A 20166-nucleotide genomic window follows, 5' to 3' on the forward strand; every position below is an offset into this window, starting at 1 on the left:
AACAACAGGTGAAACTATGCCAAGCGATCATTCCGCCGGCTCGCCGGCAGGCTCTTCCGTAGACTTCGAAAAAGTCGGTTCGGACTATTTCCAGCAACGTGAACTGAAAAAAGGCGCCGCCGGCTGGGTACTGCTGGTCGGCCTGGGCGTGGCCTATGTCATCTCCGGCGACTACGCTGGCTGGAACTTCGGCCTGGCCCAGGGCGGCTGGGGTGGCATGTTCCTGGCCACCCTGCTGATGGCCACCATGTACCTGTGCATGTGTTTCTCGTTGGCCGAGCTGTCGTCGATGATCCCCACCGCAGGCGGCGGCTACGGCTTTGCCCGCAGCGCCTTCGGCCCGTGGGGCGGCTTCCTGACCGGGACGGCGATCCTCATCGAATACGCCATCGCACCCGCCGCCATCGCCGTGTTCATCGGCGCCTACTGCCAGTCACTGTTCGGCATCGGCGGCTGGATGATCTACCTGGCGTTCTACATCGTGTTCATCGGCATCCACATCTTTGGCGTGGGTGAGGCGTTGAAGCTGATGTTCATCATCACCGCTATCGCGGCCATCGCCCTGGCGGTGTTCCTGGTGAGCATGGTGCCCCATTTTGATGCAGCCAACCTGTTCGACATCGCCAAAACGGACGCGGTAGGCGCCAGCAGCTTCCTGCCGTTCGGCTATGTCGGTGTGTGGGCGGCGATTCCTTACGCCATCTGGTTCTTCCTTGCCGTAGAAGGTGTGCCACTGGCCGCCGAAGAAACCAAGAACCCCAAGCGCGACCTGCCACGCGGCCTGATCGGTGCCATGCTGGTACTGCTGGCCTTCGCCCTGCTGATCTTGGTGGTCGGGCCTGGCGGTGCGGGGTCCGAAGCCCTGAAAGCGTCCGGTAACCCGCTGGTCGAGGCATTGTCCAAGGCCTACGGCGGCAACACCTGGATGGGCGGTTTCGTCAACCTGGTGGGCCTGGCCGGGCTGATCGCCAGCTTCTTCTCGATCATCTACGCCTATTCCCGGCAGATCTTCGCCCTGTCCCGCGCGGGCTACCTGCCCCGCAAATTGTCGCAAACCAACAAGAGCAAGGCCCCGGTGCTGGCTTTGATCATCCCTGGCATCATCGGTTTTGCCTTGTCGCTGACCGGCCAGGGTGACCTGCTGATCCTGGTTGCCGTATTCGGCGCTACCCTGTCTTACGTGCTGATGATGGCCGCGCACATCACCTTGCGCATCCGCCGGCCGAAGATGGAACGCCCATACCGCACCCCGGGTGGCGTCTTCACCTCGGGCGTAGCCTTGGTGCTGGCGTGCATCGCCGTGGTCGCCGGCTTCCTGGTCGACCCACGGGTGGTGATTGGCGCCGCAGTGATCTATGCGGTATTAATTGCCTACTTTGCTTTCTACAGCCGCCACCACCTGGTCGCGGGCACACCGGAAGAGGAATTCGCCGCGATCCAGAAGGCCGAAGAGGCCCTGCACTGATCGCCGCCACCCGCCGCGGGGCAACCCGCGGCTCTGGAGATTCTGTATGGCAAGTTTCGTACACACGGTCGGCCACCTGGTCTACCGCTTCGACAGCCTCAAGGACGTAATGGCCAAGGCCAGCCCGGCACGCTCGGGGGACTACCTGGCGGGCGTCGCGGCCAGCAACGACGGCGAACGTGTCGCGGCGCAGATGGCGTTGGCCAATATCCCACTGACGCACTTCCTCAACGAAGCCCTGATCCCTTACGAGGATGACGAGGTCACCCGCCTTATCGTCGATACACACGACGCCCAGGCTTTCGCCCCGGTCAGCCACCTGACCGTGGGCGGCCTGCGCGACTGGCTGCTCAGCGAAGAGGCCAATGAAGACAGCCTTCGCGCCCTGGCGCCCGGGCTGACACCCGAAATGGCGGCAGCGGTGTCGAAGATCATGCGCGTGCAGGACCTGGTGCTGGTGGCGCAGAAGATCCGCGTGGTCACGCGCTTTCGCGGCACCATGGGCCTGCGCGGGCGCCTGTCGACGCGGTTGCAACCCAACCACCCGACCGACGAACCGGCCGGCATTGCCGCCAGCATTCTCGACGGCCTGCTGTACGGCAACGGCGACGCCATGATCGGCATCAACCCGGCCACCGACAGCATCGCCTCGATCTGCGCCCTGCTGGAAATGCTCGATGCCATCATCCAACGCTACGACATCCCTACCCAGTCCTGCGTGCTGACCCACGTCACCACCTCGATCGAAGCGATCAACCGTGGCGTGCCCCTGGACCTGGTGTTCCAGTCCATCGCCGGCACCGAGGCAGCCAACGCTGGCTTCGGTATCAACCTGAACGTGTTGCAGGAAGGCTACGAAGCCGGCCTGTCGTTGAAACGTGGCACCCTTGGGCAAAACCTGATGTATTTCGAAACCGGCCAGGGCAGCGCACTGTCGGCCAACGCCCACCATGGCGTCGACCAGCAAACCTGCGAAACCCGCGCCTATGCCGTGGCCCGCCACTTCAAGCCGTTTCTGGTCAACACCGTGGTCGGCTTCATTGGCCCGGAGTACCTGTACAACGGCAAGCAGATCATCCGCGCGGGCCTTGAAGACCACTTCTGCGGCAAGCTGCTGGGTGTGCCGATGGGCTGCGACATCTGCTACACCAACCACGCCGAAGCCGACCAGGATGACATGGACACCCTGCTGACCTTGCTGGGTGTGGCCGGGATCAACTTCATCATGGGCATCCCCGGCTCCGACGACATCATGCTCAACTACCAGACCACCTCGTTCCATGACGCGCTGTACGCGCGCCAGACCCTCGGCCTGAAGCCTGGGCCGGAATTCGAGGCATGGCTGGCCCGCACCGGCATCTTCACCCAGGCCGATGGCCGGGTGCGCTTTGGTGACAACCTGCCACCGGCCTTTCGCCAGGCCCTGGCACAGCTTGCATAGGGACGACCATGGACCATCGCACGCCTACCCCCGACAACCCTTGGCTGGCCCTGCGCAACCTGACCCCGGCGCGCATCGCCCTGGGCCGCACCGGCACCAGCCTGCCGACCGGCGCGCAACTGGACTTCCAGTTCGCCCATGCCCAGGCCCGCGATGCCGTACACCTGGCCTTCGACCACGCCGGCCTGGCCAGCCAGCTGAGTGATCGCGGGCGCGACAGCCTGGTGCTGCACAGCGCCGCCAGCGACCGCCACCAGTACCTGCAGCGCCCGGACTTGGGGCGACGGCTGAACGAAGACTCGATTGCCACCCTGCGCCAGCACACCCAGGCCAACCCCGGCGGCGTCGACCTGGCCATCGTGGTCGCCGACGGCCTCTCGGCGCTGGCCGTGCATCGCCACACCCTGCCGTTTCTGAACCGCTTCGAGGAGCAGGCCGCCGCGGACGGCTGGACCAGCGCCCCGGTGGTGCTGGTGCAGCAAGGCCGTGTGGCAGTGGCCGATGAGGTCGGCGAGCTGCTCGGCGCACGCATGACAGTGATGCTGATCGGCGAACGCCCGGGGCTGAGTTCGCCTGACAGCCTGGGCTTGTATTTCACCTATGCACCGAAGGTTGGCCTGACCGACGCCTACCGCAACTGCATTTCCAACATCCGCCTGGAGGGGCTGAGCTATGGCATGGCGGCTCACCGCCTGCTGTACTTGATGCGCGAAGCCTGCCGGCGCCAACTTTCCGGGGTGAATTTGAAGGACGAGGCCGAGGTCCATAGCCTGGAGAGTGAAGGCAGTGCCAGCCAGAAAGGTAACTTCCTGCTCGGCAAAGGGTAAAAAACATGTCACGGAAGGCGGATTGCACTTGTGCCGCGCATTGGGCAGCATGCCCTTGAAAGCTGCTGGCATTCCGCTGTTTCCCAAAATGGACTCTGAGGGCCGCACATGCGCATCATCAAGGCAACCCTGGAACACCTCGACCTGCTCACGCCATTGTTCGTCAAATACCGCGAGTTCTATGGTCAGCTGCCCTACCCCGACAGCTCGCGCAGCTTTTTGGAAAAGCGCCTGAAACGGGATGAATCGGTGATCTACCTGGCGCTACCGGATGATGACGACAGCAAACTGATGGGCTTCTGCCAGCTGTACCCCAGCTACTCGTCGCTGTCATTGAAGCGGGTGTGGATTCTCAACGATATCTATGTAGCCGAAGACTCGCGGCGCATGCTGGTGGCCGACCACCTGATGCGCGAAGCGAAGAAAATGGCCAAGGACACCAACGCCGTACGCATGCGGGTGTCGACCAGCGCGGACAACGAAGTCGCACACAAGACTTACGAATCCATCGGTTTTCGCGAAGACACCGAGTTCAAGAGCTATATCCTGCCGATCAGCCAGGATTGACCGGTGGCGGCCTTTTCGCGGGCACGCCCCCGAAGAGGCCGCCACAGGATTACCTCTATCGTAACCCCCCGCTACAAACTCCCCGGGCATGTTCCTGACTTAGCCGTATAATGCCTCTTCTGTCATGTGTGAAATTTTACCCATCCCCAGGTAACCGAGCCTACGCCCCAGAACACAGGTGCTGTACATGGATTTCAACCCGCTGGACCTTATCCTGCATCTCGATGCTTACCTCGATCTGCTGGTCACCAATTACGGTCCCTGGATCTACGCCATCCTGTTCACCGTGATCTTCTGCGAAACCGGGCTGGTGGTAATGCCCTTCCTGCCGGGCGATTCGCTGCTGTTCATCGCCGGCGCCGTGGCTGCGGGTGGCGGTATGGACCCTGTCCTGCTGGCCGGCCTGCTGATGGTTGCCGCGATCCTGGGTGACAGCACCAATTACGTGATCGGCCGAACGGCCGGCGAGCGCTTGTTCAACAACCCCAACTCCAAGATATTCCGCCGCGATTACCTGCAACGCACCCACGAGTTCTATGAACGCCATGGCGGCAAGACCGTGACCCTCGCACGCTTCCTGCCCATCCTGCGCACCTTCGCGCCGTTCGTCGCCGGCATCGCCCACATGCATTACCCACGCTTCCTTGGCTTCAGTGTCGCCGGCTCGCTGCTGTGGGTCGGCGGGCTGGTCACCCTGGGTTATTTCTTCGGCAACGTGCCGTTCATCAAGCAGCACCTGTCGCTGATGGTGGTGGGCATTATCATCCTGTCGCTGGTGCCGATGATTCTAGGCCTGCTGCGTGGGCGTCTGGGCCGCACGGCCAAGGCTCACTGAACACGCACAAGAGCAACCGGCATGTGGTCATTCAGCGCCTGGCGGCGCAAGCGCACTCTGGCGCGTTACCCGATCACGCCACAGCAATGGCAGGCCGTACGCGAGCGCCTGCCCATGCTGGACGGCATCACTGACGCAGAAGACCAATGGCTGCGCGAAGCCTGCATCCTGTTCCTGCTCGACAAGCACCTCACCTGCCTGCCCGGCGTCGAACTGGACGACGAGCAGCGCCTGTTGCTGGCCGCCCAGGCACAGTTGCCACTGCTGCACCTGGGCGAGCTGAACTGGTACCAGGGCTTCCACGAAATCATCCTGTACCCCGACGACTTCAAGAGCCCCCAGCGGCACCGCGATGCCAGTGGCGTGGAGCATGTGTGGGACGGCGAGCACAGCGGCGAAGCCTGGCAACAGGGGCCGATCATCCTCGCCTGGAACGGCGTGCTGGGCAGCGGTGGCTGGGAGGCCTACAACCTGGTCATCCATGAGCTGGCGCACAAGCTCGACATGCTCAACGGCGATGCCAACGGCCTGCCACCACTGCACAGCGGCATGCCGGTGGATGAGTGGGCAACAGCCATGCAGCAGGCTTACGACGACCTCAGCCGCCAGTTGGATGCCGACCCTGACGCCGAAACCGCCATCGACCCATACGCTGCAGAAAACCCGGCAGAATTCTTTGCCGTCACCAGCGAATACTTCTTTAGTGCCCCCGACCTGCTGCATCAGGCTTATCCACAGGTCTACCGCCAGTTGTCGCAGTTCTACCGGCAAGACCCGCTGGCGCGCCTTTGCCGGCTGCAGGCCGAACACCCCGAGTACCGCGAAAGCCACGCCTGACGGGGCCGCACATCAGGCCAGACGTGGCATGCCCCGGCAGAATGTGCCTATAATCGCCGCCACTTTTTTGGTCAAACACGGGGGCACTGCCCAATGAGCTACAGCAAGATTCCGGCGGGCAAAGACCTGCCGAACGACATCTACGTCGCCATCGAGATCCCGGCCAACCACGCGCCGATCAAATACGAGATCGACAAGGACAGCGACACGCTGTTCGTCGACCGCTTCATGGCTACCCCAATGTTCTACCCAGCCAACTACGGTTTCATCCCGAACACCCTGGCTGACGACGGTGACCCGCTGGACGTGCTGGTGGTTACCCCTTATCCGGTAGCGCCAGGCTCGGTAATCCGCGCCCGCCCGGTTGGCGTACTGAACATGACCGACGACGGCGGCGGCGACGCCAAGGTCATCGCCGTTCCTCACGACAAGCTGTCGCAGCTGTACGTCGACGTGAAGGAATACACCGACCTGCCAGCCCTGCTGATCCAGCAAATCGAGCACTTCTTTGCCAACTACAAAGATCTCGAGAAGGGCAAGTGGGTCAAGATCGAAGGCTGGGAGGGCGCTGACGCTGCCCGTGCTGCGATCACCAAATCGGTTGCTGCCTACAAGGGCTGATACCGGTTGCATAAAAAACCCCGCCTTGGCGGGGTTTTTTTACGCCTGAAAGGGCGATGCGCTGATTACTAGTAACAAATCCTACGCAGTCCTACACCAACGCCCTACAGGCGGCCTCTTTTCACACAAACCCCATCAACACCCGGTTCATATCCTTGCTGGCACCCCGCCGCTACACTCGCTGCCATGAACACTTCCGGTGACCGCCTCAAGGCCCTGCTGCATGAATGCGGCCTGACCCCTTCCGATTTCGCCGCCCAGCGCAGCGTCACACCGCAGCACGTCAACAACTGGTTCAAACGCGGTGTGCCTTTGGCCCGGCTGGATGAGCTGGCCGACCTGTTTTGTGTGCACCGCCGTTGGCTGCGCACCGGTGAAGGGCCCAAACACCCCAACCCGATCCTGCGCAACGGCCCGCCAAAGCTGGCACTCGCCAACCCACCCACTCCGCTGTCGGTGCGACACGGTCGGGTACTGAACGTGCCTTATTACGAGATGCATAACAGCCTGCTGTCGCCAGTGGCGGGCAAAAACCTGCGCCTGCCGGCAAAGGCCCTGAAGGGGTTGGGTGTACAGGCCGGTAACGCGATCTGCCTGGCGATGCCGGCCGGCAACATGCTCCCGTTGATTCCGCTGGAGGCCACCCTGGCCATCGACCTGAGCATGACCCGAGTGGTCGATGGCGAGACCTATGCCCTGCTGCACAACGGCATGCTCAGGGTTAACAGCCTCAGCCTTGGCCTGCACGATACGCTCTATCTGCACAGCCATGACCGGCGTAACTATGCGGTCGAACGCTACACCCCAGCGCAGCGCCAGGCGCAGGGGCTGGAGATCCTTGGCTGGGTGTTCCACTGGTCACATTTCCGCCAGCAGCGGCCAGGCTGAAACACCCTGTGCCATTTTTTGCTGGGCATCCTGCGCGGGCCCTTGTATGCTATGCGGCACATTTAGCCCCGACCGGCGCAAGCCGCGGTCCAGAGGGCTCGGCGATATCCCACACGGGCATCTGCCATCTCTTTCAGGCCCTTGATGGCCACACAGTTAAGGCGATTGCGGCTTACCATAAATGAGTCGGAAGCGTCCCCGAGAAGCCGGCCACAAGCCGGCTTTTTAATACCCCGTCGAATACGCTACAACCGGCAGATCCTCGTACGTGGCGTCAGATGTGCGGGCTGGCCGAGAGCTTCAAGCTGCTCTTCAGGAATTCCTCACGAACCTGATGCATCTGCAAGTGGGTTTTCCCCGTCGCATAGTCCAGCCCCGCGAGCCCCATTTTCAGCGCCAGCTCGGGGTGCCGCGCCGCATATCGAATACGGTCAGCCAAACTGGACGGGTTACCGGTTTCAAACGTGAGCGCATTGTGCCTGCTGGTAATATCCTGCACCCCGGATGTGTCGGAGCCGATGACGGGAACGCCCTGGCTGAACGCATCGAATATGATTCGGGGTTGTTCCTGCTTCAATGTCGGGACCAACAGCCAGTCATGCTGGGCAATGATCGTGAAAAAGTCTTTGCCATAATCGACTGCGCTCTGAAACCTCACCGCGACGGCGCCACGGTACTCAGCGGCAAAGCGTAGGCAGTGCGCTTTCAAATCCCCGTCACCCATGAGAGTGATCGTGATTTCAACGCCTTCGACGTTCAGTTGTTCAATGGCTTCAAGAACGACCATGACACCTTTATCCACGACCAGGCGTGAGGGGTAAAGCAAGTTGAGTGTACGCTCACGCCTACCTTCGAATCGCCTCCTGACTGCCTCCGGGGCCGCCATGTACTGCTTATCGAGCCAGCTGGCAGGGTTAATTAACGTGTGGCTATTGTTGCCCCCGAGAAAATATTCCTTGTAGAAAGATTGAGTGAATATCCTGGCGTTTGCCAGCTTCAAACAGCGTTTCAACAGGAGGGAGTGTGCGTAGTGCTCGATGACTGCCCTGAACGTCCGCGTATCACCCTGGCCCAGCATCCAGAATGAAGACTCTATGACAACAACCCATTGAAAGCGAAACAGGGGTTTCAGGGGCAGCAGGTAGAAGGACAACGGAAATGCCCAACCGGCACCGTCGGAATGCACGACCCTCGCCGATTTACAGGCTTTGGCGACGCACATGAAATTGGGTAGGAAATTCTTTAATACAGAGGCAAGCCCATAGTCTTTTCTCAAGCCGTAAAGCCATTTCACATTCAGATGACTAATGCTTTGCAACCCTTCGACGTTGTTGCTTTTTTCAACAGGGCAGCAGATGCCGAAGTTTTCTATGTAGCTCAGATGAAGCTCTATATCCTTGACCCACAAAGGGTCAGTAAAAAGTTCACCTTGCTCGTTTACAACAATCGGTATTCGGGTAAACAGGATATATGGGTCTTCAATCATATTCCCCTCACAGGGATGCCTGGACACGATCAGTTGAATTGTCTACATGGGGCCTACTCCTCAAAACCAGCCGTCCATCTCAACAACGTTTCAGCGTCCTTGCAGACCTCCTGCACACGCAGTAAGCACTCCGCTAGGGCTACACTCTAGTGCGACTCAACCGATTGCACACGCGGTGCTGCAAAAAAACCAGGCGGTCATGGCGCCGGTAAGCCGGCGCCAAAAACAGTCATGCCAAACTAGCTATATATATCGTTCAATGAGCGCCGCACCTGGGATATCGACGCATCAGAAGTCATACCGCGCCCCAACCATCATGCTGCGCGACGGCCCGTAAAAGTTGAATGTCGAAGTTGACCCCACCCGCGACAGGTAGTCCCGGTCGAACAGGTTGTTGACGTTGAAGGTGGCCGTCAGCTTCGAGGTAACCGGGTACGACAGCATCGCATCCACAGTGGCATAGCCCGGTGCATCGATACGCACACCGCCATTTTCGGAATAGAAGTTGCTCATCGCCGATATACCGCCACCCACGGCCAGGCCAGTCAGCGGCCCTTGGTTGATGGTGTATTTGCTCCACAGTGATGCCTGGTTGCGCGGCATGATGAAGAAGGTGGTTTCGGCGTCACCCTTGACGGTTTCGGTTTCCATCCAGGTGTAGCCGGCCAGCAGTTCCCAGTTTGCCGTCAGCTTGCCGCTCACTTCTACTTCCGCGCCCTTCACACGTGTCTTGCCGGCTGCAACGGAGTCGGTAGTTGCTACGCCATCAGCGTCGTACAGCGTGGTGGCGCGGTTCTTGTCGGTCAGCCGGAACACCGACAACCGGGTATTCAGGTCGCCGCCAAAGTAGCTGCTCTTCAGGCCGAGCTCATACTGCTCGCCTTCACGCGGCTTCAGCACGCGGCCGTTGCTGTCGGTGTCGGACTGCGGCTTGAACACCTGCGAGTAGCTGGCATACAACGCGTGGTTATCGGTCAGGTCGTAGACCAGGCCGCCATATGGAGTGAAGTGACCGTCCACGCGTTTGCTGTCATTGGTGGTGGCGCCGCTGCTCAGGGTAGTGGTGTAGAAGTCACCGCGATACCAGCTGAAACGACCACCGGCGATCAGCGCCAGGCGATCGATCGGGCGGAACGTAACCTTGGAGTACAGCCCGTATTCCTCTTCCTGCATGCCGGTTTCGGTGCTGTAGTTGGGCGACGGCTTGGCGAACTGCTTCGGCGAATAGGTGTTGACGTTGATGGCACCCAGGTTGGTGGTGCCGTTGAGGTACTCGGTATCGTAGTTCTTATAGTCGCTGCCGACCACGAACTCGCTGACCTGGCCGAATGTTTCGAACGGCTGGCTGTAGCTGGCGTCCAGCGAGTAGGTGTCCTGGGTGAAATCGCGGGCGCTGGCGCGTTCGGAGTTGGCACCGGTAGTGGCGTTGGTCGCAGTGAAGGCATACAGGTAATTTGTATCGCGGTGCGAGCCACGGGCAGCGACACGGCCGTAGCCACCGTTATCGAAGCGGTGGGTCAGTTCAGCAACCAGGTCGGTGGTCTTGCCGTCGAAGTAGTTCCAGTCGGCCCCCAGGAAACGCGAATGGCTGAAGTCGGGCACTTCACCGGACAACGTGGCCGGGTAGCCGTTGTGCGGGGTGATGTTCTTCACTTCGTGCATCAGCCCGAACGACAGCGTGGTGGCCTCGTCCAGGTCGATGTCCAGCGCACCGTAGTAGCTGTTACTGGTGTTGGCGTTGTAATCGACTTCGCCATTGGTGTCGTCACGGGATGCGATGAAGCGCCCGCGCACGCGGCCGGCGTCATCCAGCGGCCCGCTCAGGTCGATTTCCTCGTGGTTGGTGTCCCAGGTGCCGTAGCTGCCTTCGATGTGGCCCTGGAATTCGGCCGTCGGGCGCTTGCGCACCATGTTGACGATGCCACCCAGTTCACTGGTACTGCTGAACAGCCCAGCCGGGCCACGCATGATTTCGACTCGGTCGAACGCCGCCAGCGACGGCACAGTGCCGAAGATACTGGCCATGGGGGCCGGCAGGCCGTCGATGTTGAATTCGCTGTACTCGTAGCCACGGGCGTAGATTGACGAGCGGCCGCTATCGTTGGTCAGGGTGCGCAGGCCGGCGGTGTACTTGGCCAGGTCATCCAGGTGCACGAACTGGCGGTCCTTGACGTAGTCCTGGGTGTAGACGGTGATGGACTGGGGAATGTCCTTTAGCGCTGCTGGCGTCTTGGTGCCCACTGTAGCGGCATCGACGCTGTAGCCCCCGGTTTCTTCCGATGGCAGCATGTCGTAAAGGCGGTTGCCCTCGATGGTCAATGCTGGCAGGTCGAGCGAGGCATCCTCGGCTGCCGCCTGAGTCGCTACCGTTTCAGCCAGTGCCGACAACGAAAATGGCGCCAGCAGCCCCAGTACCAGCCAGCCCCGCACCCGTCGCGGGCTCCCCACACCTTTGAAACCGTTCATGCCACACCCTTCGCCCAAGTGATAATAATTCGCAAACGAAACAAGTTGCTTTTTGCGAACGATACCGGAGCGAAAACGGGGGTGCAGCATCATTAACCTTCTTAACACATTGGGGCGTTGCCCTCGGGCCGCTGGCAATGGGATGATTCGTAACTGATAGAAGTTCTCATTCAAGGCTCGCCGTGCCCACCTCACTTCTCCTTGTCGAAGACGACCCTCGCCTGCTTCAAGACCTGGAACGCCATTTCCTCAACCGCGGTTTCCAGGTGCACGCCTGCGCCAGCGGCACCCAGGCACTGAATGCCATACAGCAATCGCAGTTCGATTTGGTGCTGTTGGACATCATGCTGCCAGGCATCGACGGCCTCAGCCTGCTCGACGAGCTGCGCCGACAACAGGCGGTACCGGTCATGCTGATGTCGGCGCTAGGCGCCGAGCAAGATCGCATCAGCGGCTTTACCCGTGGCGCGGACGATTACCTGCCCAAGCCCTTCAGCCTGGCGGAGCTGGACGCCCGGGTCGACGCCTTGCTGCGGCGTGTGGCATTCGACCGTGGCACGGCGCTGCGTACCGACGTCGGCGAGGTGATGCTGGACCACGACCGTCAAGACGTTATCCACAACGGCAATGCCGCTGGCCTCACCGCTTCCGAATTCCGCTTGCTGGTGACGCTGCGGGCGCACCCCGGCGAAGCCTTGAGCAAACCCTTCCTGTACCAGAGCGTGCTGCACCGGGCCTATACCCGCCTGGACAGGGGCCTGGACGTGCATGTGTGCAACCTGCGCCGCAAGCTGGCCGACATCAGTGCCCAGCACCTGCAGATCCAGGCCGTGCGTGGCCAAGGGTATGTCCTGATCGACACGGAACAGCCCTGATGCGTCGCCACCCTTTGCTATGGAAACTGGCGGTACTGCAGGTCAGCTTCTGCCTGCTGCTGGTCTGGCTGATCTGGACCTGGGGCCTGTCGGTAGAGCGCAGTACCTACTTCCTGTCCCAGGCCGACCAGGATTACCTGGCCCGCTATGCACAACAAGCCGAACAGGCCTGGAACCAGGGCGGCGCGGAAGGCGCCGAGGCCTGGCGCAGGCAACTGGAACAAGCCGAGGACACCTGGGTTGCCTTGGTCGGGCCGCACCTGCAAAGCCTTGGCACCACGCCACTGAATGCCGAGCAAGCCAGCCACCTGACCTTCATGCGCAAACTCGACTGGCCAATGAGCCGGCGCCTGCAGGATGAGCTGCCGTATGTCAGCATCGAGTTCCCGCAACACCCCGAGCACGGCCGCCTGGTGCTGCAACTGCCCGAGCGCCTGCTGCCCACCGGCCTGACACCGTGGACCCATGTGATCACCCACGGCGTTGCACCCGCACTGCTCGCACTGCTGCTGGGCCTGGCGTTGTACCGACATTTGGTCGTACCGCTGAACCGCCTGCGCGACCGCGCCGACGCCCTGCGTGCCGACGACCTGGACAGCCCCGCCCTGCCCCTGCAGGAACGCCGTGACGAGCTGGGTGAACTGGCACAGGCCTTCGAACACATGGCCGGGCGCCTGCGCCAGAGCCTGGAACAACAGCGCCTGCTGTTGCGCACACTGTCTCACGAATTGCGCACGCCACTGGCGCGGCTGCGCATTGCCCACGACAGCGACTTGCCACCGCCACAACTGCGCGAACGCCTGGACCGCGAAGTCGCCGACATGCAAAAGCTGCTGGAAGACACGCTGGACCTGGCCTGGATGGACACCGAACAGCCCAGCCTGCCGACCGAACCGGTGTTGATGCTTTCGGTATGGGAAGCACTGTGCCAGGACGTTTGCTTCGAAAGCGGCTGGGCCCCGTCGCGCCTGCCGTGTTCGCTCGGTACCGACTGCCGGGTACAGGCTCACTTGGACAGCCTGGCCCAAGCCCTGGAAAACCTGCTGCGCAATGCCATTCGCCACTCGCCGGCCGAGGGCCGGGTGAGCCTGGATGGCTGGCGTGAGGGCGATTGCTGGCACCTGCGCCTGAGCGATCAAGGCCCCGGTGTGCCTGACATCGACCTGGAACGCATCTTCAAGCCTTACCAGCGCCTGGCCGGTAGCGGAGCGGGCTTCGGCCTGGGCCTGGCCATCGCCCGCCGCGCCATCGAGCTGCAAGGTGGCCACTTGTGGGCCAGCAACGGCCACCCTGGCCTGTGCCTGCACATGACCTTGCCGCTTGCCAGGGACTGTTTAGAAAGTTAATGCGCTTTACGCCCAATCAGGACTGATTATCATCTTGGCGCACCCGCCTTGCGCTCCTCGCAAAGCCCTGACGAGACGCCTGATGAGCAAGATGACCCTGACGCTGGCTTTGGCACTGGCCCTTGCAGCCCCTGTCGCCCTGGCGCAGCCCGAGCACAACCAGAAAATGGACACTTCGCTGCTGCAGCGCAAGGGCCTGGCGTACCGCTTCAGCCATCTCGATATGGACTCGGCAGACGGCCAGCGCCACTACCGCCTGTGGGTCGGCCAGCCGAACCGCCCGGCACCCGCATCCGGGTATCCGGTGCTGTGGATGCTCGATGGCAATGCCGCGCTAGGGGCGCTGGACAGCCAGCAACTGGGCAAGCTCGCTGCCGGTCAGGCGCCATTGCTTGTGGCCGTGGGTTACCAGACCGACCAGCGTATCGAGCGAACTGCGCGCACCTATGACTACACCCCGGCATTGCCTGGGCGGACAGAACAACACGACCCGTTGACTGGGGAGCCCAGCGGCGGCGTGGAGGCGTTCGTTGACCTGCTGACCGGGCCCATGCGCAACAAGGTGGCTGGCGTGGCACCCATCGACCTGCGAAGGCAAACCCTGTGGGGCCACTCCTACGGCGGGCTGGCCGTACTGCATACACTGTTCACCCGGCCCGGCGCATTCAGCGAGTACGCCGCCGCCAGCCCATCACTGTGGTGGCATGACGGGGCCATCGTGCAGGAGGCGCAGGGGCTTGAGCAGCGCTTGGGCAACAACCCTGCGCGGCTGCTACTGATGCGGGGCAGCGAGGAACCTGCGAGCCCCAGGGCGCAGTTAAAGGGCGATGTGGAGAAGCCCGCGCGCGAACTGACGGCAGACCTGGCCAAGGTAAAAGGCCTTCAGGTGCGCTTCGAACGGTTCGAGGGGCTGGACCACGGGCAAATGCTGGGGGCTTCTTTGCGTACGGTGCTCAAGCAGCTGGCCAGATAACGACGTATCCGGCTGCAGTTGTTCGAGGCGCTCCTGGCTAGCCCTTCACACACACCACCTGCCGCAGGGTGTGAACCACCTCGACAAGCGCCTGCTGGGCACGCATCACCGCGTCGATGTCCTTGTACGCCATCGGGATTTCGTCGATTACATCCTTGTCCTTGCGGCATTCCACATGCGCCGTGGCCCGCCGTTGGTCCTCGACGGTGAAGCGGCTTTTGGCCTTGGTCCGGCTCATCACGCGCCCAGCGCCATGGCTGCAGGAGCAGAACGACTCCTCATTGCCCAGCCCACGCACGATGAAGCTTCTGGCGCCCATGGAGCCTGGGATGATGCCCAACTGCCCCTTCTGCGCCGACACCGCCCCCTTGCGCGTGACCAACACTTCGCGGCCAAAGTGCTGCTCACGCTGTACATAGTTGTGGTGGCAGTTCACCGCTTCCAGGCTGGCCTCGAACGGTTTGCCCAGCGCCTTGCGAGCAGCGCCGACCACGGCCAGCATCATCAGCTCGCGGTTCTGCCGGGCGTAGTCCTGTGCCCACTCCACGGCCTGGACGTAGTCCGCGAAATGGCGACTGCCTTCCTCGAAATACGCCAGGTCCTTGTCCGGCAGGTTGGCCAGGTGCTGACGCATGTCGGCCTGGGCCAGTTCGATGAACAGGTTGCCGATGGCATTGCCCACACCGCGCGAGCCGCTGTGCAGCATGAACCAGACGCGGTCGGCCTCATCCAGGCACACTTCGATGAAGTGGTTGCCACCGCCCAAGGTGCCCAGGTGGTGACGGTTGTTGGTCTTCTCCAGGCGCGGGTACTTGTCGGTAATGGCCTTGAAGCGCCCGGCCAACTGGCCCCAGGCCTTGTCTGCCTTGGCCGGCACATCGGCCCAGGCGCCCTGGTCACGTTTGCCGAAGGTTTTGCCATGGGGCACCGCCTGCTCGATGGCGCTGCGCAGGCCATGCAGGTTGTCTGGCAGGTCACGGGCGTGCAAAGAAGTGCGCGCAGCGATCATGCCGCAGCCGATGTCCACGCCAACCGCTGCGGGAATGATCGCACCGACCGTGGGGATCACGCTGCCGATGGTCGAGCCCTTGCCCAGGTGCACGTCCGGCATCACCGCCAGATGCTTGAAGATGAACGGCATCCTGGCCGTGTTCATCAGTTGCCGGCGGGCGTCCTCCTCGACCGGCACGCCATCAGTCCATAATTTGACCGGCTTGCCGCCGGCGACTTGGAGAATGTCCATGGGGGTACTCCAGAAAGGCCATGCCTGCATGATACCGCCGAAGGTCGTAGAACAGCGGGTTGCCAGTGGGGTGGCACTGTGCGGTATGCTTGCCCGGTCTTCAGGGCGGGGTGAAAGTCCCCACCGGCGGTAAATCGAAAGATGAGCCCGCGAGCGCCCCGGCCATGCCGGGGGTCAGCAGATCTGGTGCAACTCCAGAGCCGACGGTCATAGTCCGGATGAAAGAAGGCGTCAGGCAGGGGCCATTCGGGCGCCCTTGCGCGCGCATTTTGTTCGCCCCGAGACGTTCATCGATCATTCACGAGGAGCGTTTCATGTCCACCCAGCACCCTTCGCAATTTCCCAATGTTTTCGCCGCCATCGCCGCCTTCCAGGCCGGGCGCCCTGTACTGCTGCTCGACGATAACGACCGCGAGGACGAAGCGGACATCATTGCCGCCGCCGAGAACATTACCTTGCAGACCATGGCCATGATGATCCGCGACTGCAGCGGTATCGTCTGCCTGTGCCTGGATGAAGCCACCGTCGACGCGCTGCAGCTGGCACCGATGGTGCAGAACAACCAGGCCCGCCACGGCACCGGCTTCACCGTCACCATCGAGGCAGCAGAAGGCATTACCACCGGGGTTTCTGCCCAGGACCGTATCACCACCATCGACGCGGCACTGCGTTCCAGCGCCGAACAGCGCCATATCGTCAGCCCAGGCCATGTGTTCCCGCTGCGCGCCCGCAATGGCGGGGTACTGACCCGCCGTGGGCACACCGAAGGTTCGGTTGACCTGGCGCGCCTGGCTGGCCTGCGCCCGGCGGCTGTGTTGTGCGAACTGATGAACCCCGATGGCAGCATGGCCCGGGGCGAGCAGGTGGCGGTGTATGCGCGGCAGTACAATTTGCCGGTGCTCACCATCGAAGAACTGGCGCGGTATCGTGAGGCCTTGTTGGAGCTGGAAGCAGAGCCAGCCTGATAGGTCACCTTCAGGTTGTTCGCGTTCACGCCCGCTGCCACAGGTACCCCACAGTTCTTCAAGGCTGTGGAGTACCTGTGGCAGCGGGGGTGCCCGCGAAAGAGCCCTTGATACCCACCTCATTGCCCCGGAAGTTTGCTCCCCCCGCCCCGCTCTGCTAGTGTCGCGCCGTTCTGAATGCCACCGAGACAGTCGCCATGGCCCGCAAAAAAGCCTCCCTCGATTTCGAGCAATCCCTCGCAGACCTGCAAGCACTGGTCGAGCGCCTGGAGAACGGCGAGTTGTCGCTGGAAGAGTCGCTGGCCGCCTTCGAACAAGGCATCGCCCTGACCCGTGATTGCCAGGGCGCCCTGGCCCAGGCCGAACAGAAGGTGCAAATTCTGCTGGAGCGCGACGGCGAGCTGGCTGCCCAGCCCTTCGACGCGGAGCCAGACGTATGATTGGTACCTACCAGGCCAGTTGCCAGGCGCGGGTCGATACCGCCCTCGAACCGCTGTTCATCGCCCCGACCAAAGAGCTGGAGCGCCTTTACGCCGCCATGCGCTACAGCGTGATGAACGGCGGCAAGCGCGTGCGCCCGTTGCTGGCCTACGCGGCCTGCGAAGCCCTGGGCGCACCCGCCGAACAGGCCAACGGCGCCGCCTGCGCGGTCGAGCTGATCCACGCTTACTCGCTGGTGCATGACGACCTGCCGGCCATGGACGACGACGACCTGCGTCGCGGCCAGCCAACCACTCACAAAGCGTTCGATGAAGCCTGCGCCATCCTGGCTGGCGACGGCCTGCAGAGCCTGGCGTTCAGCGCCCTGCTCGACCCACACCTGAGCCCGCAGGCAGACAACATCCGCCTGGCCATGGTCCAGGCATTGGCCAAGGCTGCCGGCCCGGCCGGCATGGTCGGCGGCCAGGCCATCGACCTCGGCTCAGTGGGCCTGAAGCTGGACCAGCAGGCGCTGGAATTCATGCACCGGCACAAGACCGGCGCGCTGATCGAAGCCAGCGTCCGCCTCGGCGCCCTGGCCAGTGCCCGCGCCGAACAAGCGCAGCTCGATGCCCTGCAAACTTATGCACAGGCCATCGGCCTGGCATTCCAGGTGCAGGACGATATCCTCGATGTGGAAAGCGATACCGCCACCCTGGGTAAACGCCAGGGCGCCGACATAGCCCGTGACAAACCGACCTATCCGGCCCTGCTGGGCCTGGAAGCGGCCAAGGCCTATGCAATCGAACTGCGCGACCAGGCGCTGATCGCACTGCAAGGGTTCGGTGAAACGGCCGAGCCGCTGCGGGCGCTGGCGCGCTACATCGTCGAACGCCGTAACTGATGGATTGGGGCCGCTGCGCGCCCCATGCGACACCCGTCTGAATGGGCAGTATTTCCTACAATGGGGTAAACTGCCGCGTCTTCACACACCTATAACGACTCGCCTGATGCCCACGACGTTTCAAGAGATCCCCCGCGAACGCCCGGTCACGCCGTTGCTCGACCGCGCTGACACGCCTGCCGGCCTGCGCCGGTTGGCCGAAGCCGACCTGGAGACCCTGGCCGACGAATTGCGCCAGGAACTGCTCTATACCGTGGGGCAGACCGGTGGGCACTTTGGTGCCGGTCTGGGCGTGATCGAGCTGACCATCGCCCTGCACTACGTGTTCGACACCCCGGACGACCGGCTGGTGTGGGACGTGGGCCACCAGGCCTACCCGCACAAGATCCTCACCGGGCGCCGTAACCGCATGCTCAGCCTGCGCCAGAAGGACGGCATCGCCGCCTTCCCGCGCCGCAGCGAAAGCGAGTACGACACCTTTGGCGTCGGCCACTCCAGCACCTCCATCAGCGCCGCGCTGGGCATGGCCATTGCCGCCCGTCTGCAAAACAGTGCACGCAAGTCGATCGCGGTGATCGGCGATGGCGCGCTGACCGCCGGTATGGCCTTCGAGGCGTTGAACCACGCCCAGGAGGTCAACGCCGACATGCTGGTGATCCTCAACGACAACGACATGTCGATTTCGCGCAATGTCGGCGGCCTGTCCAACTACCTGGCCAAGATCCTCTCCAGCCGCACCTACGCGAGCATGCGCGAAGGCAGCAAGAAAGTGCTGTCGCGCCTGCCAGGTGCCTGGGAAATCGCCCGCCGCACCGAGGAGTACGCCAAGGGCATGCTGGTGCCAGGTACGCTGTTCGAAGAGCTGGGCTGGAACTACATCGGCCCGATCGACGGCCACGACCTGCCGACCATGATCGCCACCTTGCGCAACATGCGTGACCTGAAGGGCCCGCAGTTCCTGCACGTGGTGACCAAGAAGGGCAAGGGCTTCGCCCCGGCCGAGGTCGACCCGATCGGCTACCACGCCATCACCAAGCTGGAGCCAGCCGACAAACCAGCCGCGCCGAAGAAAGTCAGCGGCCCGAAATATTCCGCCGTGTTCGGCCAGTGGCTGTGCGACATGGCCGCCGCCGATAACCGCCTGGTGGGCATTACCCCGGCGATGAAGGAAGGCTCGGACCTGGTCGACTTCAGCGAACGCTACCCGCAACGCTACTTCGACGTGGCCATCGCCGAGCAGCACGCCGTGACCCTGGCGGCTGGCATGGCCTGCGAGGGCAGCAAGCCGGTGGTGGCGATCTACTCCACCTTCCTGCAGCGTGCCTACGACCAGCTGATCCACGACGTGGCCGTGCAGAACCTCGACGTGCTGTTCGCCATCGACCGCGCCGGCCTGGTCGGCGAAGACGGCCCGACCCACGCCGGCAGCTACGACCTGTCGTACCTGCGCTGCATTCCGGGCATGCTGGTGATGACGCCTAGCGACGAGAACGAGCTGCGCAAGATGCTCAGCACCGGCCACCTGTACAACGGCCCAGCGGCCGTGCGCTACCCGCGTGGCACTGGCCCGAACGCGCCGATCAGCGGTGACCTGCAGCCACTGGAAATCGGCAAGGGCGTGGTTCGCCGCCAAGGCGAGAAAGTCGCCTTGCTGGTGTTCGGCGTGCAACTGGCCGAGGCCATGCAGGTGGCCGAGCAGATCAACGCCACGGTGGTCGACATGCGCTTCGTCAAGCCGCTGGACGAGGCCTTGGTGCTGGAGCTGGCTGGCAGCCACGAACTGCTGGTAACCATCGAAGAGAACGCCATCATGGGTGGTGCGGGCGCTGCCGTGGGTGAGTTCCTGGCCAGTCAGGCGGTGCTCAAGCCGCTGCTGCACCTGGGGCTGCCGGATATCTATGTCGAGCACGCCAAGCCTGCGCAAATGCTGGCAGAGTGCGGGCTGGATGCAGCCGGGATCGAGGCTTCGGTGAAGGCTCGCATGGCCAAGCTCGGGCTGTAACCCTC

18 protein-coding genes and 1 riboswitch are annotated in these 20166 nt (G+C 62.6%); of the genes, 15 read left to right on the forward strand and 3 right to left on the reverse strand.

The annotated features are described in order from the left end of the window. Positions 1 to 16: 16 nt before the first annotated feature. The 8 genes from eat to DM807_RS05825 all read left to right on the forward strand — a co-directional run bounded on the left by eat (position 17) and on the right by DM807_RS05825 (position 7481). A complete protein-coding gene (gene eat, locus DM807_RS05790) occupies positions 17 to 1465 on the forward strand; it encodes an ethanolamine permease (protein WP_012270311.1) in 1449 nt (482 codons plus the stop codon). 46 nt (positions 1466 to 1511) lie between these two features. Next, complete coding sequence (locus DM807_RS05795; RefSeq protein WP_012270310.1) at positions 1512 to 2906, forward strand: ethanolamine ammonia-lyase subunit EutB; 1395 nt, start codon at positions 1512 to 1514, stop codon at positions 2904 to 2906. An 8-nt stretch (positions 2907 to 2914) separates the two neighbouring features. Next, positions 2915 to 3733, forward strand: coding sequence for an ethanolamine ammonia-lyase subunit EutC (gene eutC / locus DM807_RS05800; protein ID WP_012270309.1), 819 nt, complete (start codon positions 2915 to 2917; stop codon positions 3731 to 3733). A gap of 108 nt (positions 3734 to 3841) precedes the next feature. After that, positions 3842 to 4300, forward strand: coding sequence for a GNAT family N-acetyltransferase (locus DM807_RS05805; RefSeq protein ID WP_012270308.1), 459 nt, complete (start codon positions 3842 to 3844; stop codon positions 4298 to 4300). A 187-nt stretch (positions 4301 to 4487) separates the two neighbouring features. After that, positions 4488 to 5135: a DedA family protein gene (locus DM807_RS05810; protein WP_012270307.1), complete on the forward strand. Its 648-nt coding sequence runs from the start codon at positions 4488 to 4490 to the stop codon at positions 5133 to 5135. A 21-nt stretch (positions 5136 to 5156) separates the two neighbouring features. After that, positions 5157 to 5972, forward strand: coding sequence for a M90 family metallopeptidase (locus DM807_RS05815; protein WP_069942873.1), 816 nt, complete (start codon positions 5157 to 5159; stop codon positions 5970 to 5972). Positions 5973 to 6065: 93 nt separating this feature from the next. Further along, entirely contained in the window at positions 6066 to 6593 is a 528-nt protein-coding gene (ppa, locus tag DM807_RS05820; RefSeq protein ID WP_003255365.1) for an inorganic diphosphatase, read from the forward strand. Between the two features lie 186 nt (positions 6594 to 6779). Further along, the gene (locus DM807_RS05825; protein WP_179027155.1) at positions 6780 to 7481 is read left to right on the forward strand and encodes a LexA family transcriptional regulator; all 702 of its coding nucleotides are present in this window, start codon (positions 6780 to 6782) and stop codon (positions 7479 to 7481) included. 274 nt (positions 7482 to 7755) lie between these two features. On the opposite strand, the gene DM807_RS05830 is transcribed toward DM807_RS05825, so the two are convergent. Beyond that, on the reverse strand, positions 7756 to 8967 hold the full coding sequence (locus tag DM807_RS05830; RefSeq protein WP_012270304.1) for a glycosyltransferase family 4 protein: 1212 nt from the start codon (positions 8965 to 8967) through the stop codon (positions 7756 to 7758). Between the two features lie 288 nt (positions 8968 to 9255). Continuing rightward, positions 9256 to 11433 carry a TonB-dependent siderophore receptor gene (locus DM807_RS05835; protein ID WP_012270303.1) on the reverse strand — a complete coding sequence of 726 codons (2178 nt, stop codon included), beginning with the start codon at positions 11431 to 11433 and terminating at the stop codon, positions 9256 to 9258. 182 nt (positions 11434 to 11615) lie between these two features. Here DM807_RS05835 and DM807_RS05840 point away from each other — a divergent pair, with 182 nt between their 5' ends. The 3 genes from DM807_RS05840 to DM807_RS05850 all read left to right on the forward strand — a co-directional run bounded on the left by DM807_RS05840 (position 11616) and on the right by DM807_RS05850 (position 14627). Next, positions 11616 to 12308: a response regulator transcription factor gene (locus DM807_RS05840; RefSeq protein ID WP_012270302.1), complete on the forward strand. Its 693-nt coding sequence runs from the start codon at positions 11616 to 11618 to the stop codon at positions 12306 to 12308. After that, positions 12308 to 13654, forward strand: coding sequence for a HAMP domain-containing sensor histidine kinase (locus DM807_RS05845; protein WP_179027156.1), 1347 nt, complete (start codon positions 12308 to 12310; stop codon positions 13652 to 13654). The genes DM807_RS05840 and DM807_RS05845 overlap by 1 nt, the downstream gene beginning before the upstream one ends. An 82-nt stretch (positions 13655 to 13736) precedes the next feature. Beyond that, positions 13737 to 14627, forward strand: coding sequence for an alpha/beta hydrolase (locus DM807_RS05850; protein ID WP_179027157.1), 891 nt, complete (start codon positions 13737 to 13739; stop codon positions 14625 to 14627). Between the two features lie 37 nt (positions 14628 to 14664). On the opposite strand, the gene DM807_RS05855 is transcribed toward DM807_RS05850, so the two are convergent. Further along, the gene (locus tag DM807_RS05855) at positions 14665 to 15870 is read right to left on the reverse strand and encodes an RtcB family protein (protein WP_012270299.1); all 1206 of its coding nucleotides are present in this window, start codon (positions 15868 to 15870) and stop codon (positions 14665 to 14667) included. Between the two features lie 92 nt (positions 15871 to 15962). Further along, a riboswitch (FMN riboswitch) is annotated at positions 15963 to 16104 on the forward strand. An 80-nt stretch (positions 16105 to 16184) separates the two neighbouring features. Here DM807_RS05855 and ribB point away from each other — a divergent pair. The 4 genes from ribB (at position 16185) to dxs (ending at position 20161) form a co-directional block, all read left to right on the forward strand. After that, positions 16185 to 16835 carry a 3,4-dihydroxy-2-butanone-4-phosphate synthase gene (gene ribB / locus DM807_RS05860; protein ID WP_179027158.1) on the forward strand — a complete coding sequence of 217 codons (651 nt, stop codon included), beginning with the start codon at positions 16185 to 16187 and terminating at the stop codon, positions 16833 to 16835. A 197-nt stretch (positions 16836 to 17032) separates the two neighbouring features. After that, positions 17033 to 17275: an exodeoxyribonuclease VII small subunit gene (locus tag DM807_RS05865; protein ID WP_012270297.1), complete on the forward strand. Its 243-nt coding sequence runs from the start codon at positions 17033 to 17035 to the stop codon at positions 17273 to 17275. Beyond that, entirely contained in the window at positions 17272 to 18159 is an 888-nt protein-coding gene (gene ispA / locus DM807_RS05870) for a (2E,6E)-farnesyl diphosphate synthase (protein ID WP_012270296.1), read from the forward strand. Before DM807_RS05865 ends, ispA begins: the two co-directional genes overlap by 4 nt. 106 nt (positions 18160 to 18265) lie before the next feature. Continuing rightward, the gene (gene dxs, locus DM807_RS05875) at positions 18266 to 20161 is read left to right on the forward strand and encodes a 1-deoxy-D-xylulose-5-phosphate synthase (protein WP_060515788.1); all 1896 of its coding nucleotides are present in this window, start codon (positions 18266 to 18268) and stop codon (positions 20159 to 20161) included. Positions 20162 to 20166 lie beyond the last annotated feature (5 nt).

This window comes from Pseudomonas hunanensis, assembly GCF_013393325.1.
GTDB lineage: Bacteria > Pseudomonadota > Gammaproteobacteria > Pseudomonadales > Pseudomonadaceae > Aquipseudomonas > Aquipseudomonas putida_P.